This is a genomic window from Pseudomonas donghuensis, assembly GCF_000259195.1.
In the GTDB taxonomy this organism is placed as follows: domain Bacteria; phylum Pseudomonadota; class Gammaproteobacteria; order Pseudomonadales; family Pseudomonadaceae; genus Aquipseudomonas; species Aquipseudomonas donghuensis.
Genome location: NZ_AJJP01000184.1, coordinates 16,070 through 39,582 on the forward strand (window position 1 = coordinate 16,070; position 23,513 = coordinate 39,582).

At 57.0% G+C, this 23,513-nt stretch carries 35 protein-coding genes; 34 read left to right on the forward strand and 1 reads right to left on the reverse strand.

All coding sequences use genetic code 11. The features are described from left to right. The first annotated feature begins 156 nt into the window (after nucleotides 1-156). The 34 genes from rpsL (at nucleotide 157) to bfr (ending at nucleotide 20,607) form a co-directional block, all read left to right on the forward strand. A complete protein-coding gene (rpsL, locus tag UW3_RS0101095; RefSeq protein ID WP_003186084.1) occupies nucleotides 157-528 on the forward strand; it encodes a 30S ribosomal protein S12 in 372 nt (123 codons plus the stop codon). A gap of 120 nt (nucleotides 529-648) precedes the next feature. Continuing rightward, nucleotides 649-1,119 (forward strand): 30S ribosomal protein S7, encoded by a 471-nt coding sequence (rpsG, locus tag UW3_RS0101100; RefSeq protein ID WP_008089143.1) that lies wholly within the window; start codon nucleotides 649-651, stop codon nucleotides 1,117-1,119. A gap of 30 nt (nucleotides 1,120-1,149) precedes the next feature. Next, the gene (fusA, locus tag UW3_RS0101105) at nucleotides 1,150-3,297 is read left to right on the forward strand and encodes an elongation factor G (protein WP_010220302.1); all 2,148 of its coding nucleotides are present in this window, start codon (nucleotides 1,150-1,152) and stop codon (nucleotides 3,295-3,297) included. Between the two features lie 30 nt (nucleotides 3,298-3,327). After that, nucleotides 3,328-4,521 carry an elongation factor Tu gene (gene tuf, locus UW3_RS0101110; RefSeq protein ID WP_010220303.1) on the forward strand — a complete coding sequence of 398 codons (1,194 nt, stop codon included), beginning with the start codon at nucleotides 3,328-3,330 and terminating at the stop codon, nucleotides 4,519-4,521. Between the two features lie 142 nt (nucleotides 4,522-4,663). After that, a complete protein-coding gene (rpsJ, locus tag UW3_RS0101115; RefSeq protein ID WP_003186070.1) occupies nucleotides 4,664-4,975 on the forward strand; it encodes a 30S ribosomal protein S10 in 312 nt (103 codons plus the stop codon). Between the two features lie 80 nt (nucleotides 4,976-5,055). Beyond that, nucleotides 5,056-5,691 carry a 50S ribosomal protein L3 gene (rplC, locus tag UW3_RS0101120; protein WP_010220304.1) on the forward strand — a complete coding sequence of 212 codons (636 nt, stop codon included), beginning with the start codon at nucleotides 5,056-5,058 and terminating at the stop codon, nucleotides 5,689-5,691. Between the two features lie 12 nt (nucleotides 5,692-5,703). Beyond that, nucleotides 5,704-6,306 carry a 50S ribosomal protein L4 gene (gene rplD, locus UW3_RS0101125; RefSeq protein WP_010220305.1) on the forward strand — a complete coding sequence of 201 codons (603 nt, stop codon included), beginning with the start codon at nucleotides 5,704-5,706 and terminating at the stop codon, nucleotides 6,304-6,306. Beyond that, nucleotides 6,303-6,602, forward strand: coding sequence for a 50S ribosomal protein L23 (rplW, locus tag UW3_RS0101130; protein WP_010220306.1), 300 nt, complete (start codon nucleotides 6,303-6,305; stop codon nucleotides 6,600-6,602). Before rplD ends, rplW begins: the two co-directional genes overlap by 4 nt. A gap of 14 nt (nucleotides 6,603-6,616) precedes the next feature. Continuing rightward, nucleotides 6,617-7,441 carry a 50S ribosomal protein L2 gene (rplB, locus tag UW3_RS0101135; RefSeq protein ID WP_010220307.1) on the forward strand — a complete coding sequence of 275 codons (825 nt, stop codon included), beginning with the start codon at nucleotides 6,617-6,619 and terminating at the stop codon, nucleotides 7,439-7,441. 16 nt (nucleotides 7,442-7,457) lie between these two features. Then, on the forward strand, nucleotides 7,458-7,733 hold the full coding sequence (rpsS, locus tag UW3_RS0101140; protein WP_002555486.1) for a 30S ribosomal protein S19: 276 nt from the start codon (nucleotides 7,458-7,460) through the stop codon (nucleotides 7,731-7,733). An 11-nt stretch (nucleotides 7,734-7,744) separates the two neighbouring features. Beyond that, nucleotides 7,745-8,077: a 50S ribosomal protein L22 gene (rplV, locus tag UW3_RS0101145; RefSeq protein ID WP_003103908.1), complete on the forward strand. Its 333-nt coding sequence runs from the start codon at nucleotides 7,745-7,747 to the stop codon at nucleotides 8,075-8,077. 13 nt (nucleotides 8,078-8,090) lie between these two features. Continuing rightward, nucleotides 8,091-8,777 (forward strand): 30S ribosomal protein S3, encoded by a 687-nt coding sequence (gene rpsC / locus UW3_RS0101150; protein ID WP_010220308.1) that lies wholly within the window; start codon nucleotides 8,091-8,093, stop codon nucleotides 8,775-8,777. Between the two features lie 12 nt (nucleotides 8,778-8,789). Next, nucleotides 8,790-9,203 (forward strand): 50S ribosomal protein L16, encoded by a 414-nt coding sequence (gene rplP / locus UW3_RS0101155; protein WP_003255479.1) that lies wholly within the window; start codon nucleotides 8,790-8,792, stop codon nucleotides 9,201-9,203. After that, nucleotides 9,203-9,394 carry a 50S ribosomal protein L29 gene (gene rpmC, locus UW3_RS0101160; protein ID WP_002555481.1) on the forward strand — a complete coding sequence of 64 codons (192 nt, stop codon included), beginning with the start codon at nucleotides 9,203-9,205 and terminating at the stop codon, nucleotides 9,392-9,394. Before rplP ends, rpmC begins: the two co-directional genes overlap by 1 nt. A 2-nt stretch (nucleotides 9,395-9,396) precedes the next feature. Further along, nucleotides 9,397-9,663, forward strand: a complete 267-nt coding sequence (gene rpsQ, locus UW3_RS0101165; protein WP_008374160.1) for a 30S ribosomal protein S17 — start codon at nucleotides 9,397-9,399, stop codon at nucleotides 9,661-9,663. Between the two features lie 23 nt (nucleotides 9,664-9,686). After that, the gene (rplN, locus tag UW3_RS0101170) at nucleotides 9,687-10,055 is read left to right on the forward strand and encodes a 50S ribosomal protein L14 (protein WP_002555479.1); all 369 of its coding nucleotides are present in this window, start codon (nucleotides 9,687-9,689) and stop codon (nucleotides 10,053-10,055) included. Between the two features lie 11 nt (nucleotides 10,056-10,066). Further along, nucleotides 10,067-10,381, forward strand: a complete 315-nt coding sequence (gene rplX / locus UW3_RS0101175; protein WP_009397501.1) for a 50S ribosomal protein L24 — start codon at nucleotides 10,067-10,069, stop codon at nucleotides 10,379-10,381. A 20-nt stretch (nucleotides 10,382-10,401) separates the two neighbouring features. Next, entirely contained in the window at nucleotides 10,402-10,941 is a 540-nt protein-coding gene (gene rplE / locus UW3_RS0101180; protein ID WP_010220311.1) for a 50S ribosomal protein L5, read from the forward strand. A 13-nt stretch (nucleotides 10,942-10,954) separates the two neighbouring features. Further along, nucleotides 10,955-11,260 (forward strand): 30S ribosomal protein S14, encoded by a 306-nt coding sequence (rpsN, locus tag UW3_RS0101185; protein ID WP_010220312.1) that lies wholly within the window; start codon nucleotides 10,955-10,957, stop codon nucleotides 11,258-11,260. Nucleotides 11,261-11,469: 209 nt separating this feature from the next. Next, complete coding sequence (gene rpsH / locus UW3_RS0101190) at nucleotides 11,470-11,862, forward strand: 30S ribosomal protein S8 (protein WP_010220313.1); 393 nt, start codon at nucleotides 11,470-11,472, stop codon at nucleotides 11,860-11,862. A 12-nt stretch (nucleotides 11,863-11,874) separates the two neighbouring features. Then, nucleotides 11,875-12,408, forward strand: a complete 534-nt coding sequence (gene rplF, locus UW3_RS0101195; protein WP_010220314.1) for a 50S ribosomal protein L6 — start codon at nucleotides 11,875-11,877, stop codon at nucleotides 12,406-12,408. 10 nt (nucleotides 12,409-12,418) lie between these two features. Next, nucleotides 12,419-12,769 (forward strand): 50S ribosomal protein L18, encoded by a 351-nt coding sequence (gene rplR / locus UW3_RS0101200; RefSeq protein ID WP_009397496.1) that lies wholly within the window; start codon nucleotides 12,419-12,421, stop codon nucleotides 12,767-12,769. 3 nt (nucleotides 12,770-12,772) lie between these two features. Then, entirely contained in the window at nucleotides 12,773-13,273 is a 501-nt protein-coding gene (rpsE, locus tag UW3_RS0101205; protein WP_010220316.1) for a 30S ribosomal protein S5, read from the forward strand. Nucleotides 13,274-13,275: 2 nt separating this feature from the next. Then, a complete protein-coding gene (rpmD, locus tag UW3_RS0101210) occupies nucleotides 13,276-13,452 on the forward strand; it encodes a 50S ribosomal protein L30 (protein WP_010220317.1) in 177 nt (58 codons plus the stop codon). 3 nt (nucleotides 13,453-13,455) lie between these two features. After that, the gene (rplO, locus tag UW3_RS0101215) at nucleotides 13,456-13,890 is read left to right on the forward strand and encodes a 50S ribosomal protein L15 (protein WP_010220318.1); all 435 of its coding nucleotides are present in this window, start codon (nucleotides 13,456-13,458) and stop codon (nucleotides 13,888-13,890) included. Further along, a complete protein-coding gene (gene secY / locus UW3_RS0101220) occupies nucleotides 13,891-15,222 on the forward strand; it encodes a preprotein translocase subunit SecY (protein WP_010220319.1) in 1,332 nt (443 codons plus the stop codon). Between the two features lie 28 nt (nucleotides 15,223-15,250). Then, nucleotides 15,251-15,367 carry a 50S ribosomal protein L36 gene (rpmJ, locus tag UW3_RS28005; RefSeq protein WP_002555468.1) on the forward strand — a complete coding sequence of 39 codons (117 nt, stop codon included), beginning with the start codon at nucleotides 15,251-15,253 and terminating at the stop codon, nucleotides 15,365-15,367. 131 nt (nucleotides 15,368-15,498) lie between these two features. After that, nucleotides 15,499-15,855, forward strand: a complete 357-nt coding sequence (gene rpsM, locus UW3_RS0101225) for a 30S ribosomal protein S13 (RefSeq protein WP_010220320.1) — start codon at nucleotides 15,499-15,501, stop codon at nucleotides 15,853-15,855. A 30-nt stretch (nucleotides 15,856-15,885) separates the two neighbouring features. Further along, nucleotides 15,886-16,275: a 30S ribosomal protein S11 gene (gene rpsK, locus UW3_RS0101230; protein WP_002555466.1), complete on the forward strand. Its 390-nt coding sequence runs from the start codon at nucleotides 15,886-15,888 to the stop codon at nucleotides 16,273-16,275. 15 nt (nucleotides 16,276-16,290) lie between these two features. Further along, complete coding sequence (gene rpsD, locus UW3_RS0101235) at nucleotides 16,291-16,911, forward strand: 30S ribosomal protein S4 (protein WP_010220321.1); 621 nt, start codon at nucleotides 16,291-16,293, stop codon at nucleotides 16,909-16,911. A 22-nt stretch (nucleotides 16,912-16,933) separates the two neighbouring features. Then, nucleotides 16,934-17,935 (forward strand): DNA-directed RNA polymerase subunit alpha, encoded by a 1,002-nt coding sequence (locus UW3_RS0101240; protein WP_003186012.1) that lies wholly within the window; start codon nucleotides 16,934-16,936, stop codon nucleotides 17,933-17,935. A gap of 43 nt (nucleotides 17,936-17,978) precedes the next feature. Further along, nucleotides 17,979-18,365 carry a 50S ribosomal protein L17 gene (gene rplQ, locus UW3_RS0101245; RefSeq protein ID WP_002555463.1) on the forward strand — a complete coding sequence of 129 codons (387 nt, stop codon included), beginning with the start codon at nucleotides 17,979-17,981 and terminating at the stop codon, nucleotides 18,363-18,365. Nucleotides 18,366-18,538: 173 nt separating this feature from the next. Next, nucleotides 18,539-19,987 carry a catalase gene (locus tag UW3_RS0101250; RefSeq protein ID WP_010220322.1) on the forward strand — a complete coding sequence of 483 codons (1,449 nt, stop codon included), beginning with the start codon at nucleotides 18,539-18,541 and terminating at the stop codon, nucleotides 19,985-19,987. 155 nt (nucleotides 19,988-20,142) lie between these two features. Beyond that, a complete protein-coding gene (gene bfr / locus UW3_RS0101255) occupies nucleotides 20,143-20,607 on the forward strand; it encodes a bacterioferritin (protein ID WP_010220323.1) in 465 nt (154 codons plus the stop codon). A gap of 61 nt (nucleotides 20,608-20,668) precedes the next feature. On the opposite strand, the gene uvrA is transcribed toward bfr, so the two are convergent. Next, nucleotides 20,669-23,503: an excinuclease ABC subunit UvrA gene (gene uvrA, locus UW3_RS0101260; RefSeq protein ID WP_010220324.1), complete on the reverse strand. Its 2,835-nt coding sequence runs from the start codon at nucleotides 23,501-23,503 to the stop codon at nucleotides 20,669-20,671. Nucleotides 23,504-23,513: the final 10 nt, after the last annotated feature.

Genomic DNA, 23,513 nt, shown 5'->3' on the forward strand with positions numbered 1-23,513 from the left:
GCCGATGATCGGAAGGGGAGGGCCGGGGCCTTGTCTTGACTGGGGGCAAGATCCTCTTTAGACTCTTGTACCCCTAAATTTGGTGGGACTCCGTCCTGCCAATTTTTGCTTTTCTTGCAAGACAATAGCGTCGCAAGACAACAGTGGAGCTAGTAGATGGCAACTATCAACCAGCTGGTACGTCAGCCGCGTAAGCGTATCGTCGAGAAATCCGACGTTCCTGCGCTGCAGAACTGCCCGCAACGTCGTGGCGTGTGCACCCGTGTGTACACCACCACGCCGAAAAAACCTAACTCGGCACTGCGTAAAGTTTGCCGTGTGCGTCTGACCAACGGTTTCGAGGTTTCCTCGTACATCGGTGGTGAAGGCCACAACCTGCAAGAGCACAGCGTCGTCCTGATCCGTGGCGGCCGTGTAAAAGACTTGCCAGGTGTTCGTTACCACACCGTTCGCGGCTCCCTGGATACCTCCGGCGTCAAAGGTCGTAACCAAGGTCGTTCGAAGTACGGTACCAAGCGTCCGAAGTAATCGGCCGTTTGCAGCAGTTTGCAGTTATTCATTTTATTGAGTCGATAAGAGTAAGGTCGGGCACGCACCCTTAGGGGGCACTGTCCCGGGCTAACCTGAAGACCGTTTGAGGGCTTATCAATGCCAAGACGTCGTGTAGCAGCCAAGCGTGAGATTCTGGACGATCCAAAATACGGAAGCCAGATCCTCGCCAAGTTCATGAACCACGTGATGGAAAGCGGCAAGAAGGCCGTTGCCGAGCGTATCGTTTACGGTGCGCTGGACAAGGTCAAAGAACGCAAGAACAGCGATCCCCTGGAAATCTTCGAGAAAGCTCTCGACGCCATCGCTCCGCTGGTCGAAGTTAAGTCGCGCCGTGTTGGCGGTGCCACTTACCAGGTTCCTGTTGAAGTTCGTCCATCCCGTCGTAACGCCCTGGCAATGCGCTGGTTGGTAGACTACGCCCGCAAGCGTGGCGAGAAGTCCATGGCTCTGCGCCTGGCCGGCGAGCTGCTGGATGCTGCTGAAGGCAAAGGTGCTGCAGTCAAGAAGCGTGAAGACGTACACCGTATGGCCGAAGCCAACAAAGCGTTCTCGCACTACCGCTTCTAATTCTGGCATCACTATTTTTGCGAGGGCTCTATGGCTCGTACTACACCAATCAACCGCTACCGTAACATCGGTATTTGCGCGCACGTTGACGCGGGCAAAACTACCACTACCGAGCGGATCCTGTTCTACACAGGCCTGAGCCACAAGATGGGCGAGGTGCATGACGGCGCCGCGACCACCGACTGGATGGTGCAGGAGCAGGAGCGGGGTATTACCATTACCTCCGCTGCTGTCACCACCTTCTGGCAGGGTTCCCGTGGCCAGTACGACAACTACCGCGTAAACGTCATCGATACCCCCGGCCACGTTGACTTCACCATTGAAGTAGAACGTTCGCTGCGCGTACTCGACGGCGCGGTCGTTGTTTTCTGCGGCACCTCCGGCGTTGAGCCACAGTCCGAAACCGTATGGCGTCAAGCCAACAAGTACGGCGTTCCACGTGTTGTTTACGTGAACAAGATGGACCGTGCCGGTGCCAACTTCCTGCGCGTCGTAGGTCAGATCAAGAACCGTCTGGGTCACACCCCGGTTCCTGTTCAGCTGGCTATCGGTTCGGAAGATAACTTCCAGGGTCAGGTCGACCTGATCAAGATGAAGGCTATCTACTGGAACGAAGACGACAAAGGCACTACCTACCGTGAGGAAGAGATTCCTGCGGACATGCTCGAGCTGGCCGAAGAATGGCGCGCGAACATGGTAGAAGCTGCTGCCGAAGCCAACGAAGAGCTGATGAACAAGTACCTTGAAGAAGGTGAGCTGTCGGTCGAAGAAATCAAAGCCGGTCTGCGTGCGCGCACCCTGGCCAGCGAGATCGTTCCGGCTGTCTGCGGTTCTTCGTTCAAGAACAAGGGCGTTCCCCTGGTTCTCGACGCCGTCATCGACTTCCTGCCTGCTCCGACCGAAATCCCGGCGATCAAGGGTATCCACCCTGATCTGATCGAGAAGCCGAAAGACGAGCTGGTTGACGCCGACTACGACGAGCGTCATGCAGACGACAACGAGCCGTTCTCGGCTCTGGCGTTCAAGATTGCCACCGACCCGTTCGTGGGTACTCTGACCTTCGTCCGCGTTTACTCGGGTATGCTGCAGTCCGGCGACTCCGTGATCAACTCGGTCAAGGGCAAGAAAGAACGCGTTGGTCGTATGGTGCAGATGCACGCCAACCAGCGTGAAGAAATCAAAGAAGTACTGGCAGGCGACATCGCTGCTCTGATCGGCATGAAGGACGTCACCACTGGTGACACCCTGTGCAACGCCGACAAGCCGATCATCCTCGAGCGTATGGACTTCCCGGAGCCTGTGATTTCGGTAGCTGTTGAGCCGAAGACCAAGCAAGACCAGGAGAAGATGGGTATCGCACTGGGCAAACTGGCTCAGGAAGACCCGTCGTTCCGCGTCAAAACCGACGAAGAAACCGGCCAGACCATCATCTCCGGTATGGGTGAGCTTCACCTGGACATCCTCGTTGACCGCATGAAGCGCGAGTTCAACGTCGAAGCCAACATTGGTAAGCCACAGGTTTCGTACCGCGAGCAGATCACCAAGGACAACGTCGAGATCGAAGGTAAGTTCGTTCGTCAGTCCGGTGGTCGCGGTCAGTTCGGTCACTGCTGGATTCGCTTCTCGCAGCCATCAGTGGACGCCCAGGGCAACATCACCGAAGGCCTGGAATTCACCAACGAGGTTGTAGGTGGTGTGGTTCCTAAGGAATACATCCCGGCGATCCAGAAGGGTATCGAAGAGCAGATGAAGAACGGCATCGTTGCCGGCTATCCGCTGATCGGCCTGAAGGCAACCGTGTTTGATGGTTCCTACCACGACGTCGACTCCAACGAGATGGCGTTCAAGGTGGCGGCCTCCATGGCGACCAAGCAACTCGCAGCCAAAGGCGGCGGTAAAGTGCTTGAGCCGATCATGAAGGTAGAAGTTGTGACCCCTGAGGACTACATGGGTGACGTGATGGGTGACCTGAACCGTCGTCGTGGTCTGATCCAGGGTATGGAAGATTCGGTGTCCGGCAAGGTTGTCCGTGCTGAAGTTCCGCTCGGAGAAATGTTCGGTTATGCGACCGACGTTCGTTCCATGTCTCAGGGTCGCGCGAGCTACTCCATGGAATTCTCCAAATACGCCGAAGCTCCGTCGAATATCGTCGAAGCACTCGTTAAAAAACAAGGCTAATCCAGCCCTTTAGGCAAGAGGTTCACTGTCGTGGCTAAAGAAAAATTTGATCGTTCCCTTCCGCACGTCAACGTTGGCACCATCGGTCACGTTGACCACGGTAAAACCACTCTGACCGCAGCTCTGACTCGCGTCTGCTCCGAAGTTTTCGGTTCGGCCGTCGTCGAATTCGACAAGATCGACAGCGCTCCAGAAGAGAAAGCTCGCGGTATCACCATCAACACCGCGCACGTCGAGTACAACTCGAACATTCGTCACTACGCTCACGTTGACTGCCCAGGTCACGCTGACTACGTGAAGAACATGATCACCGGTGCTGCCCAGATGGACGGCGCGATCCTGGTTTGCTCGGCCGCCGATGGTCCGATGCCACAAACCCGTGAGCACATCCTGCTGTCCCGTCAGGTTGGCGTTCCGTACATCGTGGTCTTCCTGAACAAGGCTGACCTGGTAGACGACGCTGAGCTGCTGGAACTGGTCGAGATGGAAGTTCGCGACCTGCTGTCCACCTACGACTTCCCAGGCGACGACACTCCGATCATCATCGGTTCGGCTCGTATGGCCCTGGAAGGCAAAGACGACAACGAAATGGGCACCACCGCTGTCAAGAAGCTGGTTGAGACTCTGGACAGCTACATCCCAGAGCCTGAGCGCGCTATCGACAAGCCGTTCCTGATGCCAATCGAAGACGTATTCTCGATCTCGGGTCGTGGTACCGTTGTTACCGGTCGTATCGAGCGTGGTATCGTCCGCGTTCAAGACGCTCTGGAAATCGTTGGTCTGCGTGACACCACCACCACCACCTGCACCGGTGTTGAGATGTTCCGCAAGCTGCTGGACGAAGGTCGTGCTGGCGAGAACTGCGGCGTGCTGCTGCGCGGCACCAAGCGTGACGACGTTGAGCGTGGCCAGGTTCTGGTCAAGCCAGGTTCGGTCAAACCGCACACCAAGTTCACCGCAGAAGTTTACGTTCTGAGCAAAGAAGAAGGCGGCCGTCACACTCCGTTCTTCAAAGGCTACCGTCCACAGTTCTACTTCCGTACTACTGACGTGACTGGTAACTGCGAGCTGCCAGAAGGCGTTGAAATGGTAATGCCAGGTGACAACATTCAAATGACAGTTACCCTGATCAAAACCATCGCGATGGAAGACGGTCTGCGTTTCGCTATCCGTGAAGGCGGTCGTACCGTCGGCGCCGGCGTCGTAGCCAAAATCATCGAGTAATCGTTGATCGCTTAAAAAGGCCCCCGCTCAGCGGGGGCTTTTTTATTGGGTTGACACTCGGTGGGGCCCTCTATAGAATCACGCCTCCTTTTAACGGGCGTAGTGCGCCCGGTGGGAATAGCAGCCTGGAGTCTGAAATCCAATGCAAAATCAGCAAATCCGTATCAGGTTGAAGGCTTTTGACCATCGCCTGATCGACCAATCCACCCAGGAAATCGTGGAAACCGCGAAACGTACTGGCGCTCAAGTGCGTGGTCCAATTCCACTGCCTACCCGTAAAGAGCGGTTCACCGTTCTGGTCTCCCCGCACGTCAACAAAGACGCGCGTGACCAGTACGAGATCCGTACTCATAAGCGCGTTCTGGACATCGTCCAGCCAACGGATAAAACCGTTGATGCTCTTATGAAGCTTGATCTTGCGGCCGGTGTGGAAGTGCAGATCAGCCTCGGCTAAGACTCGGTCTTAGTCGTGTAACGCTCTGAAATGGGCGGCCATAGCGGGTGAAAGCCCCGTACACTCATGAGGTTTACAACATGACTATTGGTGTAGTCGGTCGTAAATGCGGTATGACCCGTATTTTCACCGAAGAAGGTGTCTCCATTCCGGTCACGGTCATTGAGATCGAGCCGAATCGCGTCACCCAGTTCAAAACTGAAGAAACCGATGGCTATCGTGCAGTGCAAGTCACTGTCGGTGAGCGTCGCGCTTCGCGCGTGACTGCTGCTCAAGCAGGTCACTTCGCTAAAGCGAACGTTGCCGCGGGTCGCGGTGTCTGGGAATTCCGCCTTGAAGAAGGTGAGTTCCAGGCCGGTGATTCGATCAACGCTGAAATCTTCGCTGCAGGTCAGCTGGTAGACGTTACCGGCCAGTCCAAGGGTAAAGGCTTTGCCGGTACCATCAAGCGTTGGAATTTCCGCGGTCAAGATAACACCCACGGTAACTCCGTCTCCCACCGCGTCCCGGGCTCTATCGGCCAGTGCCAGACTCCTGGTCGTGTATTCAAGGGCAAGAAAATGTCCGGTCACATGGGCGCCGAGCGCGTGACCGTTCAGTCCCTCGAAGTAGTGCGCGTCGACGCTGAACGCAATCTGTTGCTGGTCAAGGGTGCCGTTCCAGGCGCAACTGGCAGCGATCTGGTTGTGCGTCCGGCTGCCAAGGCTCGCGGTTAAGGGGAAGCTGACATGCAACTAAATGTAAATGACGCTCAAGCGATCGAAGTTTCCGAACTGACTTTCGGCGGCGAATTCAACGAGACGCTGGTACACCAAGCAGTCGTGGCCTATATGGCCGGCGGCCGTCAAGGCACCAAGCAGCAGAAAACCCGTTCCGACGTTGCTGGTGGCGGTAAGCGCCCATGGCGTCAGAAAGGCACTGGCCGTGCTCGTGCCGGTACTATCCGTAGCCCAATCTGGCGTGGCGGTGGTACCACTTTCGCAGCTCGTCCTCAGGATCACTCGCAGAAGCTCAACAAGAAGATGTACCGCGCAGCAATGCGTTCCATCCTCGCTGAGCTGGTGCGTACCGACCGTCTGGTCGTGGTTCAGGACTTCGCTGTTGAAGCACCGAAAACCAAAGACCTGCTGAACAAGCTGAACGGCATGGGTCTGAGCGACGTACTGATCGTTTCGGACGCTGTTGATCAGAACCTGTACCTGGCTGCTCGTAACCTGCCGCACGTCGACGTACGTGACGTCCAGGGTTCCGATCCGGTCAGTCTGATCGCATACGACAAAGTGTTGATCACTGTGTCGGCCGTGAAGAAATTCGAGGAGCTGCTGGGATGAACCAGGAACGCGTATTTAAAGTCCTCCTTGGCCCGCATGTTTCCGAGAAGGCTACCGTTCTGGCTGAGAAAAAAGGCCAGTTCGTATTCAAGGTTGCTACTGACGCAACCAAGCTGGAAATCAAGAAAGCTGTCGAAGGCCTGTTCGGCGTAAAAGTCGAAAACGTGTCGACTGTAAACGTTCTGGGTAAAACCAAGCGTACCGCACGTGGTCTGGGCAAGCGCAATGACTGGAAGAAAGCGATCGTTTCGCTTCAGCCAGGCCAAGATCTCGATTTCAGCAGCAGTGCTGAGTAAGGAAGGGGTGCATCATGGCAATCGTTAAATGCAAACCGACTTCCCCTGGCCGCCGTTTCGTGGTCAAGGTGGTCAACAAGGAGCTGCATAAAGGCGCTCCTCACGCACCGCTGCTCGAGAAGAAATCGAAGTCTGGTGGTCGTAACAACAATGGCCGCATCACTACTCGTCACGTAGGTGGTGGTCATAAGCAGCATTACCGTATGGTCGATTTCCGTCGCAACGACAAAGATGGCATCGTCGCCACTGTCGAGCGTATCGAATACGATCCAAACCGTACTGCTCACATCGCACTGCTGTGCTACGCAGACGGCGAGCGCCGCTACATCATCGCCCCTAAAGGCGTTGTTGCTGGCGACCAGCTGATCGCAGGCGCTCTGGCTCCAATCAAGCCAGGCAACTCCCTGCAACTGCGCAACATCCCAGTGGGTAGCACCATTCACGGCATCGAACTGAAGCCGGGCAAAGGTGCACAGATCGCTCGTTCCGCTGGTGCTTCGGCTCAGCTGATCGCTCGCGAAGGTGTCTATGTGACCCTGCGTCTGCGCTCTGGTGAAATGCGTAAAGTCCTGGCTGAATGCCGTGCGACCCTGGGTGAAGTCTCGAACTCCGAGCACAGCCTGCGTTCGCTGGGTAAAGCTGGTGCCAAACGCTGGCGTGGCGTTCGCCCAACCGTTCGTGGTGTTGCCATGAACCCGGTTGACCACCCACATGGTGGTGGTGAAGGTCGTACCTCCGGTGGTCGTCATCCGGTATCGCCATGGGGCTTCCCGACTAAGGGCGCGAAGACTCGTGGTAATAAGCGTACCGACAACATGATCGTCCGTCGTCGCAAGTAAATAGAGGGATACGACAGTGCCACGTTCTCTGAAAAAAGGTCCTTTTATCGATCTTCACCTACTGAAGAAGATCGAAGTGGCGGCGGAAAAGAACGATCGCAAACCAGTTAAGACCTGGTCGCGCCGTTCCATGATCCTGCCACAAATGGTCGGTCTGACCATCGCGGTACACAACGGTCGCCAACACGTCCCCGTTCTCGTGAACGAAGACATGGTCGGCCATAAACTGGGCGAGTTTGCCGGTACCCGCACTTATCGTGGGCACGTGGCTGACAAGAAAGCCAAGCGTTAAGGGGTAAGGAAATGGAAGTAGCCGCTAAGTTGTCGGGCGCTCGAATCTCCGCCCAGAAAGCCCGCTTGGTCGCCGACCAGATCCGCGGGAAGAAGGTGGGCGAAGCGCTCAACCTGTTGGCTTTCAGCAGCAAGAAAGCTGCTGAAATCATGAAGAAAGTCCTCGAGTCGGCCGTAGCCAACGCCGAGCATAACGAAGGCGCAGACGTTGATGACCTGAAGGTCTCCACCGTTTTCGTCAACGAAGGGCGTTCGCTGAAGCGCATCATGCCGCGTGCCAAAGGCCGCGCTGATCGCATCGTCAAGCGGTCTTGCCATATCACTGTCAAGGTTGCGGACAAGTAACGGAGTCGATCAGATGGGTCAGAAAGTACATCCCACTGGCATTCGCCTGGGAATCGTCAAGGAGCACACCTCCGTCTGGTACGCAGACGGTCGGACTTATGCGGACTATTTGCTCGCAGATCTGAATGTGCGTGAGTACCTCCAAGACAAACTAAAAAGCGCGTCCGTTAGCCGTATCGATATCCATCGTCCGGCCCAAACTGCACGCATCACCATCCACACCGCTCGTCCAGGTATCGTTATCGGGAAGAAAGGTGAAGATGTTGAGAAACTGCGTCAGGACCTGACCAAGCAAATGGGTGTGCCTGTGCACATCAACATCGAAGAGATCCGCAAGCCGGAACTCGACGGTATGCTGGTAGCTCAGAGCGTAGCTCAGCAGCTGGAGCGTCGTGTGATGTTCCGTCGCGCCATGAAGCGCGCCGTACAGAACGCCATGCGCATTGGTGCCAAAGGCATCAAGATCCAAGTGAGCGGTCGTCTCGGCGGTGCTGAAATCGCACGTACTGAATGGTATCGCGAAGGTCGTGTGCCACTGCACACCCTGCGTGCCGATATCGACTATGCCACCTACGAAGCTCACACCACTTACGGTGTGATCGGTGTGAAGGTTTGGATTTTCAAAGGCGAAGTAATTGGTGGTCGCCAAGAAGAACTGAAACCACAAGCACCAGCGCCTCGTAAAAAAGCTGCTAAGTAAGGGGTACGCCAAATGTTGCAACCAAAGCGTACAAAATTCCGCAAGCAGATGACTGGCCACAACCGTGGTCTGGCACTGCGCGGTAGCAAAGTCAGCTTCGGCGAATTTGCTCTGAAAGCTGTTGCTCGCGGTCGTCTCACCGCCCGCCAGATTGAGTCGGCACGTCGTGCTCTGACCCGTCACGTAAAACGTGGCGGTAAAATCTGGATCCGTGTGTTCCCGGACAAGCCGATCTCCAAGAAGCCTCTCGAAGTGCGGATGGGTAAAGGTAAAGGTTCCGTGGAATACTGGGTTGCCCAGATCCAGCCAGGCAAAGTCCTGTACGAGATCGAGGGTGTTTCTGAAGAGCTGGCGCGTGAGGCTTTCGCCCTGGCGGCTGCAAAGCTGCCTCTCGCCACCTCCTTTGTTAAGCGGACGGTGATGTGATGAAAGCGAATGAACTTCGTGAAAAATCAGCACAGCAGCTGAACGAGCAACTGCTCGGCTTGCTGCGCGACCAGTTCAATCTGCGTATGCAGAAAGCAACTGGCCAGTTGGGGCAGTCGCACCTGCTCTCGCAAGTTAAGCGTGACATCGCTCGCGTGAAAACTGTGCTCAACCAGCAGGCAGGTAAGTGATCATGGCTGAAGCTGAAAAAACCGTCCGTACGCTGACTGGCCGTGTCGTCAGCGACAAGATGGACAAAACCATCACCGTACTGATCGAGCGTCGCGTAAAGCACCCGATCTACGGTAAATACGTTAAGCGTTCGACTAAGCTGCACGCGCACGACGAAACCAACCAGTGCCATATCGGCGACAAGGTCTCCATTCGCGAGACCCGTCCGCTGGCCAAGACCAAGTCCTGGGCACTGGTTGAAGTTCTCGAACGCGCTGTTGAAGTCTAAGGGCTAAGGGTCGGAGAAATTTTATGATTCAGACTCAATCCATGCTCGATGTGGCCGATAACAGCGGCGCTCGTCGCGTCATGTGCATCAAGGTTCTCGGCGGTTCGCACCGCCGTTACGCCGGCATCGGTGACATCATCAAGGTAACCGTCAAGGAAGCAATTCCTCGCGGTAAAGTGAAGAAAGGCCAAGTGATGACTGCTGTTGTAGTCCGCACTCGCCACGGTGTCCGTCGTGCTGACGGCTCCATCATCCGCTTTGATGGCAATGCTGCTGTTCTGCTGAACAACAAGCAAGAGCCGATCGGCACCCGTATCTTTGGGCCAGTGACCCGTGAACTTCGTACTGAGAAGTTCATGAAGATCGTCTCGCTCGCCCCAGAAGTGCTGTAAGGAGATCCGACATGCAAAAGATTCGTCGTGACGACGAGATCATCGTGATCGCCGGCAAAGACAAAGGTAAGCGCGGTAAGGTGCTCAAGGTTCTCGCTGACGACCGTCTGGTCGTTGGTGGGATCAACCTGGTGAAGCGTCATACCAAGCCTAACCCGATGTCGGGCGTACAGGGCGGTATCGTCGAGAAAGAAGCGCCACTGCACGCTTCCAACGTCGCCATTTTCAACGGCGAAACCAACAAGGCTGACCGCGTTGGTTTCAAAGTAGAAGACGGCAAAAAAATTCGTGTCTTCAAGTCGACCCAAAAAGCGGTTGATGCTTGAACACTGCTAGGTAGAAGACCATGGCACGACTGAAAGAGATTTACCGGAACGAGATTGCTCCCAAGCTTAAGGAAGAACTTAAGCTGGCGAACGTGATGGAAGTTCCGCGCGTTACCAAGATCACCCTGAACATGGGTCTGGGCGAAGCTGTCGGCGACAAAAAAGTCATCGAGCACGCTGTTGCTGACCTGGAGAAGATCACCGGTCAGAAAGCCGTTGTGACTTTCGCTCGGAAATCCATCGCGGGCTTCAAAGTCCGTGAGGGCTGGCCGATCGGCGTTAAAGTTACTCTGCGCCGTGATCGTATGTACGAGTTCCTGGACCGCCTGCTGGCGATCTCCCTGCCTCGGGTTCGCGACTTCCGCGGCCTGAATGCCAAGTCCTTCGATGGTCGTGGTAACTACAGCATGGGCGTGAAAGAGCAGATCATCTTCCCGGAAATCGACTACGACAAGATCGATGCTCTGCGCGGTCTGGACATTACCCTGACCACCACTGCCAAGAACGATGACGAAGGCCGCGCTCTGATGCGTGCTTTCAAATTCCCGTTCCGCAACTGATTGGAGTAGGAAAATGGCCAAGAAGAGCATGAAAAACCGTGAGCTGAAGCGTCAGCTCACTGTTGCCAAGTACGCCAAGAAGCGTGCCGAGCTGAAAGCGACCATCGTTAACCTGGAAGCAACTCCAGAAGAGCGTTTTGCCGCTGTCGTAGCTCTGCAGAAGCAACCACGTGACGCCAGCGCCTCGCGCCTGCGTAACCGTTGCCGCATCACCGGTCGTCCACACGGCGTTTACCGCAAGTTCGGCCTCGGCCGTAACAAGCTGCGTGAAGCAGCAATGCGCGGTGACGTTCCAGGTCTGGTTAAAGCCAGCTGGTAAGACGTACCGGCAGCGTCCAGGTGGCGGGGGAGCAATCTTCCGACCACCGGTGACCTTGCAACGAAACAAGCCCCTTCTGGGGCTTGTTTCGTTTCTGGGAACTGTCTAGAATGACCGGCTCTCCTGAGCCCGGGTTTTTATGCCCGGCGATTTCAGGGGTCTGTAGTAGCCGAGAGGCTAATTTTTCTTGTATCAGGAGCGTCTAGCCCATGAGTATGCAGGACCCGTTAGCGGACATGCTAACTCGCATCCGTAATGCCCAGATGGCTGAAAAGTCCGTCGTAAGCATGCCTTCGTCGACTCTGAAGGTTGCGGTAGCCAAAGTTCTGAAAGATGAAGGTTACATCGCTGGCTATCAAGTCAGCAGCGAAGTAAAACCATCGCTTTCCATCGAGCTGAAATACTTCGAAGGCCGTCCGGTCATCGAGGAAGTCAAGCGCGTAAGTCGTCCAGGCCTGCGTCAGTACAAGTCCGTCGAAGAACTGCCGAAAGTACGTGGCGGTCTGGGCGTGTCTATCGTCTCCACCAACAAAGGTGTGATGACTGATCGTGCTGCGCGCGCTGCCGGTGTCGGCGGCGAAGTTCTCTGCACAGTGTTCTAAGGGGGGATAAGCATGTCTCGCGTCGCTAAGAACCCCGTTAAGCTGCCAGCCGGTGTCGAAGTCAAATTCGTCGGCCAACAGCTTTCGGTGAAGGGTGCCAAGGGCACTCTCGAACTGAACGTTCACTCGTCGGTTGAAATTGTTGAAGAAGCTGGTGAGCTGCGTTTCGCTGCTCGCAATGGCGATCAACAAACTCGCGCTATGGCCGGTACTACCCGCGCCCTGGTGAACAACATGGTCCAGGGCGTAAGCCAAGGCTTCGAGCGCAAGCTCCAGCTGGTCGGTGTTGGTTACAAAGCACAAGCCAAAGGCACCGTGCTGAACCTGGCACTCGGCTTCTCGCATCCAGTGGATTACGAACTGCCGGCCGGTATCACCGCAGAGACCCCAAGCCAGACCGATATCCTGATCAAGGGTATCGACAAGCAGCTGGTAGGTCAGGTGGCCGCTGAAATCCGCGACTTCCGTCCACCAGAGCCGTACAAAGGCAAGGGTGTGCGTTACGCGGACGAAGTCGTCCGTCGTAAAGAAGCCAAGAAGAAGTAGGGCCTAGCAAATGACCGACAAAAAAGTTACTCGACTGCGTCGCGCTCGCAAAGCACGCCTGAAAATGCACGAACTCGAAGTCGTGCGTCTCTGCGTGTTCCGCTCCTCGCAGCACATCTACGCCCAGGTCATTTCGGCCGACGGCAGCAAGGTTCTGGCCAGTGCCTCGACCTTGGACAAAGAACTGCGTGATGGTGCCACCGGCAACATCGACGCGGCCACTAAGGTTGGCAAGCTGGTAGCTGAGCGCGCGAAAGCCGCCGGTGTATCTCAAGTTGCCTTTGACCGTTCCGGCTTCAAGTACCATGGCCGCGTCAAAGCGCTGGCTGATGCTGCTCGTGAAGGCGGGCTGGAGTTCTAAGTTATGGCAAATAACGATCAAAAGCGCGACGAAGGCTACATCGAGAAGCTGGTTCAAGTTAACCGCGTTGCTAAAACCGTCAAAGGCGGCCGTATCTTCACTTTCACCGCGTTGACCGTGGTAGGTGATGGTAAAGGTCGTGTTGGCTTCGGCCGTGGCAAGTCGCGCGAAGTACCTGCTGCGATCCAGAAAGCCATGGAAGCTGCTCGTCGCAACATGATTCAGGTAGACCTGAACGGCACTACTCTGCAGTACGCCACCAAGTCCGCCCATGGCGCGTCGAAGGTGTACATGCAGCCTGCCTCGGAAGGTACCGGTATCATCGCCGGTGGCGCAATGCGTGCCGTCCTGGAAGTTGCTGGCGTTCAGAACGTCCTGGCCAAGTGCTACGGCTCGACCAACCCAGTGAACGTGGTTCATGCCACTTTCAAGGGTCTGAAAGCTATGCAATCTCCTGAGTCCATTGCTGCCAAGCGCGGCAAGAGCGTTGAGGAGATCCGCTGATCATGGCTACCGTTAAAGTAACGCTGATCAAAAGCACCGCCGGCCGTCTCCCTAACCACAAACTGTGTGTTAAGGGTCTGGGTCTGCGCCGCATCGGTCACACTGTAGAAGTCCTGGATACTCCCGAGAATCGCGGGATGATCAACAAGGCTTACTACATGCTGCGCGTCGAGGGTTAATCGATGAAACTCAATGATCTGAGTCCAGCGCCGGGTTCCCGTCGCGAGAAGCATCGTCCGGGCCGTGGTATCGGTAGCGGTTTGGGTAAGACTGGTGGCCGTGGCCACAAAGGTCAAACCTCCCGTTCCGGTGGCACCATTGCTCCAGGCTTTGAAGGCGGTCAACAGCCGCTGCACCGTCGTCTGCCGAAGTTCGGCTTCGTTTCCCTGAAAGCCATGGACCGCGCAGAAGTGCGTCTGTCCGAGCTGGCCAAAGTGGAAGGCGACGTTGTCACCGTGCAATCCCTGAAGGATGCCAACGTGATTAACCAAAACGTACAGCGTGTGAAAATCATGCTGTCCGGCGAAGTTACTCGCGCGGTCACCATCAAGGGTATCGCAGCCACCAAAGGTGCGCGTGCGGCTATCGAAGCAGCTGGCGGCAAGTTCGAGGAATAAATGGCTAAGCAAGGTGCTCTCTCTTCGCTCGGCAAAGGCGGGATGTCTGAACTCTGGGCTCGTCTGCGTTTTCTGTTCCTGGCGATCATCGTCTACCGGATAGGCGCACACATCCCAGTTCCAGGTATCAACCCGGACCGGCTGGCGGAACTGTTTCGACAGAATGAGGGGACCATTCTTAGCTTGTTCAACATGTTTTCCGGCGGCGCGCTGGAACGGATGAGCATCTTTGCACTGGGGATCATGCCGTACATTTCGGCATCGATCATCATGCAACTGATGACCGCCGTCAGCCCGCAGCTGGAGCAGTTGAAGAAGGAAGGTGAAGCTGGCCGTCGCAAGATCAGCCAGTACACCCGCTACGGCACCGTTATCCTGGCGCTGGTCCAGGCCATTGGCATGTCCATTGGCCTGGCCGGTCAGGGCGTGGCGTTTTCTGCTGACTTTGGCTTCCATTTCGTTGCGGTGTCCACGTTCGTGGCCGGCGCGATGTTCATGATGTGGCTGGGCGAGCAGATCACCGAGCGCGGTGTAGGCAACGGTATCTCGATGTTGATTTTCGCAGGTATCGTCGCCGGTCTTCCGAGAGCAATCGGGCAGTCTTTCGAGTCTGCACGCACAGGCGATATCAACATTTTCGCCCTGGTCGCAATCGGTTTGCTGGCAGTAGCGATTATCGGTTTCGTGGTGTTCATTGAGCGTGGTCAGCGTCGTATCGCCGTTCACTACGCCAAGCGTCAGCAGGGCCGCAAGGTCTTCGCTGCGCAGACCAGCCACTTGCCGTTGAAAGTGAACATGGCGGGGGTAATCCCTGCCATTTTCGCGAGCAGCATCTTGCTGTTCCCGGCTTCGCTGGGTGCCTGGTTCGGTCAGTCCGAAGGTATGGGCTGGTTGCAGGACATCTCGCAGTCGATCGCTCCTGGTCAGCCGTTGAATATTCTGCTGTTTAGTGCAGGGATTATTTTCTTCTGCTTCTTCTATACGGCGTTGATGTTCAATCCGAAAGACGTAGCGGAAAACCTGAAGAAGTCCGGTGCCTTTATTCCGGGTATCCGTCCGGGCGAGCAGTCGGCGCGCTACATTGATGGCGTTCTGACCCGCTTGACCATGTTCGGTGCTCTTTATATGACGGCCGTGTGTCTGCTTCCCCAGTTCCTGGTGGTCGCGGCAAACGTTCCGTTCTACCTTGGCGGGACCTCGTTGCTGATTGTGGTAGTGGTTGTGATGGACTTCATGTCCCAAGTACAATCGCACCTCGTTTCGCACCAGTACGAATCCCTGATGAAGAAAGCCAACCTGAAAGGCTACGGTGGCAGCGGTCTGCTGCGCTGATTGACCCTTAAGGTTCGAGGAGTTGGTGATGAAAGTTCGTGCATCGGTGAAAAAGCTGTGCCGTAACTGCAAAATTATTCGCCGCGAAGGTGTCGTTCGAGTAATTTGCAGTGCGGAACCACGTCACAAGCAGCGCCAAGGCTGAGTGTGATCTGAGCTTCAAACCCAGCAGCTAGTGCGCTGCTGGGTTGATTATTTGTTTCTACAGCGATATTATCTCGCGCCCTATTTCTTGGCTTCCGGGGCGTAGGTAGCTGTCAATTGGAGTCCCACTGAATGGCCCGTATTGCAGGCGTCAACATTCCAGATAACAAGCACACTGTTATCTCGCTGACCTACATCTATGGTGTTGGTCGCACTACTGCACAGAAAATCTGTGCAGAGACTGGGGTCAACCCAGCCGCTAAGATCAAGGATCTGAGCGACGAGCAGGTTGAATCGCTGCGTACTGAAGTCGCGAAGTACATCACCGAAGGTGATCTGCGCCGTGACATCAACATGAAAATCAAGCGGTTGATGGACCTGGGTTGCTACCGCGGCCTGCGTCATCGTCGGGGTCTGCCAGTACGCGGTCAGCGTACCAAGACCAACGCGCGTACCCGTAAGGGCCCGCGTAAGCCGATCCGCAAGTAATCGCACCAGCGAATCGACAGGAATTTAGAAATGGCAAAACCTGCTGCTCGTCCTCGTAAAAAAGTCAAAAAGACAGTGGTTGATGGCATCGCCCACATCCATGCGTCTTTTAACAACACCATCGTGACCATCACCGATCGTCAAGGTAACGCTCTGTCTTGGGCTACCTCCGGCGGTTCGGGTTTCCGCGGTTCCCGCAAGTCCACCCCGTTCGCTGCTCAGGTAGCTGCTGAACGTGCTGGTCAAGCTGCGCTGGAATATGGTCTGAAGAACCTCGACGTCAACGTCAAGGGTCCAGGTCCAGGTCGTGAGTCCGCTGTTCGTGCTCTGAACGGCTGTGGCTATAAGATCGCCAGCATCACCGACGTGACGCCAATCCCGCATAACGGGTGCCGTCCGCCGAAGAAGCGCCGCGTGTAATCAGGAGACAGATAAATGGCACGTTACATTGGTCCAAAATGCAAACTGTCTCGTCGTGAAGGCACTGATCTGTTCCTGAAGAGCGGCGTTCGCGCTCTGGAATCGAAGTGCAACATCGAAGCAGCCCCAGGTATCCACGGTCAGCGCCGCGGTCGTCAGTCCGACTACGGCACCCAGCTGCGTGAGAAACAAAAAGTTCGTCGTATCTACGGCGTTCTCGAGCGTCAATTCAGCGGTTACTACAAGCAAGCGGCCTCCAAGAAGGGCGCTACTGGTGAGAACCTGCTGCAACTGCTCGAGTGCCGTCTGGATAACGTCGTTTATCGTATGGGCTTTGGCGCTACTCGTGCCGAATCCCGTCAGCTGGTTTCGCACAAAGCGATCAGCGTAAACGGCAAGACTGTAAACGTTCCGTCCTACCAAGTTCGTCCGGGTGACGTGGTCGCGGTTCGCGAGAAGTCGCTGAACCAGCTGCGCATTGTTCAAGCCCTTGAACTGTGCGCCCAGCGTGGCCGCGTTGAGTGGGTAGATGTGGATGCTGCTAAGAAGTCGGGCGTTTTCAAGAACGTTCCTGCTCGCAGCGACCTGTCCGCCGACATCAACGAAAGCCTGATTGTCGAGCTCTACTCCAAGTAAGGGCTAGAAAATAGGTGCATCCATGCAGATTTCGGTAAATGAGTTCCTGACGCCCCGCCACATCGATGTGCAGGTCGTCAGTCCAACCCGCGCTAAAATCACGCTCGAGCCTCTCGAGCGTGGCTTTGGCCATACCCTGGGCAACGCGCTGCGCCGCATCCTGTTGTCCTCCATGCCTGGCTGTGCAGTAGTCGAGGCCGAGATTGACGGTGTACTCCATGAGTACTCGGCAATCGAAGGTGTACAGGAAGACGTCATTGAAATCCTGTTGAACCTGAAAGGCCTGGCTATCAAACTGCACGGTCGTGACGAAGTTACGCTGACCTTGTCGAAGAAGGGTTCGGGGGTGGTTACCGCTGCCGATATTCAGCTGGATCATGATGTCGAGATCGTTAACCCCGATCACGTAATCGCTAACCTGGCGTCCAACGGCGCCTTGAACATGAAGCTCACCGTAGCTCGTGGTCGTGGTTATGAGCCGGCCGATTCGCGTCAGAGCGATGAAGACGAAAGCCGCAGCATTGGTCGCTTGCAGCTCGACTCTTCGTTCAGCCCGGTTCGCCGTATCGCCTACGTGGTGGAAAACGCCCGTGTCGAGCAGCGCACCAACCTGGACAAGCTGGTAATTGATCTGGAAACCAACGGTACCCTGGATCCTGAAGAGGCCATCCGTCGTGCTGCAACCATCCTGCAACAGCAGCTGGCTGCGTTCGTCGACCTCAAAGGTGACAGTGAACCAGTGGTAGTCGAACAGGAAGACGAGATCGATCCGATCCTGCTTCGTCCGGTTGACGATCTGGAATTGACCGTACGTTCGGCCAACTGCCTTAAGGCGGAGAACATTTACTACATCGGCGACCTGATTCAGCGTACCGAAGTAGAACTGTTGAAGACTCCGAACCTGGGCAAGAAATCCTTGACTGAAATCAAGGACGTTCTGGCCTCCCGTGGTCTGTCCCTCGGCATGCGCCTCGACAACTGGCCGCCTGCAAGTCTTAAGAAGGACGACAAGGCGACTGCCTGATCGTCGTAATCACCGAACGTAGTGTTTGGTAAGGAATGAACCCATGCGTCATCGTAAAAGTGGACGTCACCTGAGCCGTACCAGCTCTCACCGTAAGGCCATGTTCCAAAACATGGCGGTGTCGCTGTTCGAGCACGAGCTGATCAAAACTACTCTGCCAAAAGCCAAGGAACTGCGCCGCGTTGCCGAGCCGCTGATCACCCTGGCCAAGGAAGACAGCGTTGCTAACCGTCGTCTGGCTTTCGACCGTACCCGTTCGAAAGAAATCGTCGGTAAGCTGTTCAACGATCTGGGCAAGCGCTATGCCACCCGTCAGGGCGGCTACCTGCGTATCCTCAAGTGCGGCTTCCGCGCTGGCGATAACGCACCTATGGCGTACGTCGAGCTGGTTGATCGTCCTGTCGGTGGCTCGGTAGAAGCTGCTGAGTAAGGCGAACAGTCTGTAACAAGAAACCGGGCCGAGTGCCCGGTTTTTTGTGTCCATATGTATTGTAATAATCTATTGATGTGAGTCAGTTAATGAATTTGTTGCTGTCATAGTTGTGGTCAATACTCATCCCACGCCGATTAGCCGGCCGTTCAAGACCGATAGGGAGAGAGAGCATGAGCCAGAACAAAATACTGACCACCGCCAGCGGCGCGCCGGTGGCCGACAACCAGAATTCGCGTTCGGCAGGCCCGCGTGGCCCGTTGTTGCTGGACGACTTCCACCTGATCGAAAAGCTCGCGCACTTCAACCGCGAGAACATCCCTGAGCGGCGCGTACACGCCAAAGGCTCGGGTGCCTATGGCACCTTCACCGTCACCCGCGATATCACCCAGTACAGCTGCGCCAAGCTGTTCAGCAACGTCGGCAAGCAGACCGAGACCTTCTTGCGTTTCTCCACGGTCGGTGGCGAGCGTGGTTCGGCCGATACCGAGCGTGACCCACGTGGTTTCGCCCTGAAGTTCTACACCGAGGAAGGCAACTGGGACATCGTTGGCAACAACACTCCGGTGTTTTTCATCCGTGATCCGCTGAAGTTTCCCGACTTTATCCACACCCAGAAGCGCCTGCCGCAAAGCAACCTGAAGAGCGCGCAGATGATGTGGGACTTCTGGTCGCATTCGCCCGAAGCATTGCACCAGGTCACCATCCTGTTCTCCGACCGCGGGATTCCGGACGGCTACCGGCACATGCACGGTTTCGGCAGTCACACCTATAGCCTGATCAATGCCCAGGGCCAGCGTACCTGGGTCAAATGGCACTTCAAGACCAAGCAGGGCATCAAGAACCTGGCACCTGCCGAGGCCGCGCGCCTGGCCGGCACCGACCCGGACTACGCCCAGCGCGACCTGTTCGAAGCCATTGAGCGCGGCGATTTCCCGAAATGGGCCGTGTGCATCCAGGTGATGAGCGAAGAAGAAGCGGCCAGCCGCGACGAGAACCCGTTTGACGTGACCAAGACCTGGTCGCAGAAGGACTACCCGCTGATCGAGATTGGCGAGCTGGAACTCAACCGCAACCCACTGAACTACTTTGCCGAAGTCGAGCAGGCCGCGTTCGGCCCGAGCAACATGGTGCCGGGTGTTGGCCTGTCGCCAGACCGCATGCTCCAGGGGCGCGTATTCGCCTACGCAGATGCGCATCGCTACCGTGTCGGTACCAACCACCAGCAACTGCCGGTCAACGCCCCGCGCAGCCCGGTGAACAGCTACCAGCGTGATGGTTCGATGGCGTTTGGCAGCAACGGCGGTGCGGCACCGAACTACGAGCCGAACAGCTACGCCAATGCGCCGAAGCAGGCGCCTCAGTACGCTGAGCCGCCACTGGCCCTGAACGGTGTCGCCGATCGTTACGATCACCGCGAAGACACCGACTACTACAGTCACGCCGGCGCGTTGTTCCGCCTGATGAATCCCGAGCAGAAGGCCCTGCTGATCAGCAACATCGCCGGCGCCATGGCCGGGGTGTCTGAAGACGTGGTTCAGCGTCAGTTGCAACACTTCTTCAAGGCCGATCCGGCCTATGGCGAAGGGATTGCCAAGGCGTTGGGCCTGAATCTCGCCTAAGTCGAAGTGATAAGAAGAACCGCCCTCAATTGGGCGGTTTTTCAATGAATATCACTACCGTTTACCCACTTTTTTGCACTTTTATGCCCGATTCTCAGTGACCTTCCGGTCATCCTGGTTCAAACTATACCTTTCACACAGGGAGAGGCAGGGCGATGCAAGGTCACCCGGACGTAATCGATTATCTCAACACGTTGCTGACGGGCGAACTGGCGGCACGTGACCAATATTTCATCCACTCGCGGATGTACGAAGATTGGGGCCTGAGCAAGCTCTACGAGCGCATCAACCACGAAATGGAAGAAGAAGCGCAACACGCCGACGCCCTGATCCGTCGTATCCTCATGCTGGAAGGCACCCCGCGCATGCGTCCTGACGACCTGGACGTCGGCAGCACTGTGCCGGACATGATCGCCGCCGACCTGCGCCTGGAATACAAGGTGCGCGCTGCGCTGTGCAAAGGCATCGAACTGTGCGAACTGCACAAGGACTACATCAGCCGCGACATCCTGCGCGTGCAACTGGCCGATACCGAAGAAGATCACACCTACTGGCTGGAAAAGCAGCAGGGCCTGATCAAGTCGATCGGCCTGGAAAACTACCTGCAATCGCAGATGTAATTTTCCCGAACAAAAAAAGCCCCGCCAGTGCGGGGCTTTTTCTTTTGCTAGCGCGCCTACATCAGGCGCGGTCACGTTCCAGCAGCGGCTTGAGGTAGTAGCCGGTGTATGACTGCTTCATCTCGGCCACGTCTTCCGGCGTACCAAAGCCGATGATCTGCCCGCCCTTGGAGCCACCCTCGGGGCCAAGGTCGACGATCCAGTCGGCGGTCTTGATCACGTCCAGGTTGTGCTCGATCACCACCACAGTGTTGCCATGATCGCGCAGACGGTGCAGTACATCGAGCAACTGCTGGATGTCGGCGAAGTGCAGGCCGGTGGTCGGCTCGTCGAGGATGTACAGGGTCTTGCCGGTATCGCGCTTGGACAGCTCGCGTGACAGCTTGACCCGCTGCGCCTCGCCACCGGACAGGGTGGTCGCCGACTGCCCGAGCTTGATATACGACAGGCCGACATCCATCAGCGTCTGCAGCTTGCGCGCCAGCGCCGGTACCGCGTCGAAGAACTCGCGCGCTTCCTCGATGGTCATTTCCAGGACCTCGTGGATGTTCTTGCCCTTGTACTTGATTTCCAGGGTTTCGCGGTTGTAGCGCTTGCTTTTGCACACATCGCAAGGCACGTAGATGTCTGGCAGGAAGTGCATTTCGACCTTGATCAGGCCATCACCCTGGCATGCCTCGCAGCGCCCGCCCTTGACGTTGAACGAGAAACGCCCCGGGCCGTAACCACGCGAGCGCGATTCCGGTACGCCTGAGAACAGTTCGCGGATCGGCGTGAACAAACCGGTGTAGGTCGCCGGGTTCGAGCGCGGGGTACGGCCGATCGGGCTCTGGTCGATGTCGACCACCTTGTCCAGGTGCTGCAGGCCGTCGCAGCTGTCGTGCGGCGCCGCTTCCAGGGTGCTGGCACCGTTGAGCGCGGTGGCGCTGAGCGGGAACAGGGTGTTGTTGATCAACGTCGACTTGCCCGAACCGGACACGCCAGTCACGCAAGTCAGCAGGCCGATCGGAATTTCCAGGTCGACGTTCTGCAGGTTGTTGCCGCGCGCGCCTTTGAGCTTGAGCGAGAGCTTCTTGTTACGCGCAGTACGCTTGGCCGGTACGGCAATCTTGACCCGCCCCGACAGGTATTTGCCGGTCAGCGAATCAGGATGGGCCATCACCTCGGCGGGGGTACCTTCGGCGACGATCTGGCCGCCATGCACGCCAGCACCCGGGCCGATGTCCACCACGTAGTCGGCCAGTCGAATGGCGTCCTCGTCGTGCTCGACCACGATCACCGTGTTGCCGATGTCGCGCAGGTGATTGAGGGTGCCGAGCAGGCGGTCGTTGTCGCGCTGGTGCAGGCCGATGGATGGCTCGTCGAGGATGTACATCACCCCCACCAACCCGGCGCCGATCTGGCTGGCCAGGCGGATACGCTGGGCTTCACCGCCCGAGAGGGTGTCGGCGCTGCGGTCGAGGGTCAGGTAGTCGAGGCCGACGTTGACCAGGAACTGCAGGCGCTCGCAGATTTCCTTGAGAATCTTGTCGGCAATTTCGCCACGTCGGCCGGTCAGCTTCAGGCCGCCGAAATAGCCGCTGGCATCGCCGATCGGCAGGCAGGTGACGGCCGGCAGCGTCTTCTCGCCGACCCACACGTGCCGTGCTTCACGACGCAGACGGGTGCCGCGGCAATCCGGACAGGGTTGAGTGCTGAGGAACTTGGCCAGCTCCTCACGCACGGTTGCCGATTCGGTCTCGCGGTAGCGGCGCTCCAGGTTCGGTACGATGCCTTCGAACGGGTGCGAGCGCTTGACGATGTCGCCTCGGTCATTGAGGTACTTGAAGTCGACGTTCTGTTTACCGCTGCCGTGGAGGATGACCTTCTGCTGCTCCGCCGGCAGTTCGCCGAAGGGGATTTCGAGGCTGAAGTCATAATGCGCGGCCAGCGAGCCGAGCATCTGGAAGTAATAGACGTTGCGCCGGTCCCAGCCGCGAATCGCGCCTTCGGCCAGGGTCAGCTCGCCATTGACCAGGCGCTTGGTGTCAAAGAACTGCTTGACCCCCAGGCCGTCGCAGGTCGGGCAGGCACCGGCCGGGTTGTTGAAGGAGAACAGCTTGGGCTCCAACTCGCTGATCGCATGGCCGCAGATCGGGCAGGCGAAGCGGGCGGAGAAGATCATCTCTTCGAACGGCTCGTCATCCATTGATGCGACCAAGGCAATGCCGTCGGCCAGCTTCAGCGCGGTTTCGAAGGATTCGGCCAGGCGCTGCTGCAGGTCCTCGCGAACCTTGAAACGGTCGACCACCACTTCGATGGTGTGCTTTTTCTGCTTGTCCAGCTTCGGCAGCTCATCGAGTTCGAACAGCTTGCCGTTGACCCGTGCACGGACAAAGCCCTGGGCACGCAGTTCTTCGAAGACCGCCAGGTGTTCACCCTTGCGTTCGCGAATCACCGGCGCCAGCAGCATCAGTTTGCTGCCTTCGGGTTGGGCCAGCACCAGGTCGACCATCTGGCTGACGGTCTGCGCTTCCAGCGGGATGTCGTGGTCCGGGCAGCGCGGGGTGCCGACGCGGGCGTAGAGCAGGCGCAGGTAGTCGTAGATCTCGGTGATGGTGCCGACGGTCGAACGCGGGTTGTGCGAGGTCGACTTCTGCTCGATGGAAATTGCCGGTGACAACCCTTCGATGGTGTCGACATCGGGTTTTTCCATCATCGACAGGAACTGCCGGGCATAGGCCGACAGGGATTCGACGTAGCGGCGCTGGCCTTCGGCGTACAGGGTATCGAAGGCCAGGGACGACTTGCCGGAACCGGACAGGCCGGTGATGACGATCAACTTGTCCCGGGGCAGGGTCAGGTCGATGTTCTTCAGGTTGTGGGTTCGTGCCCCACGAATCAGGATCTTGTCCACTGCGGCCTCG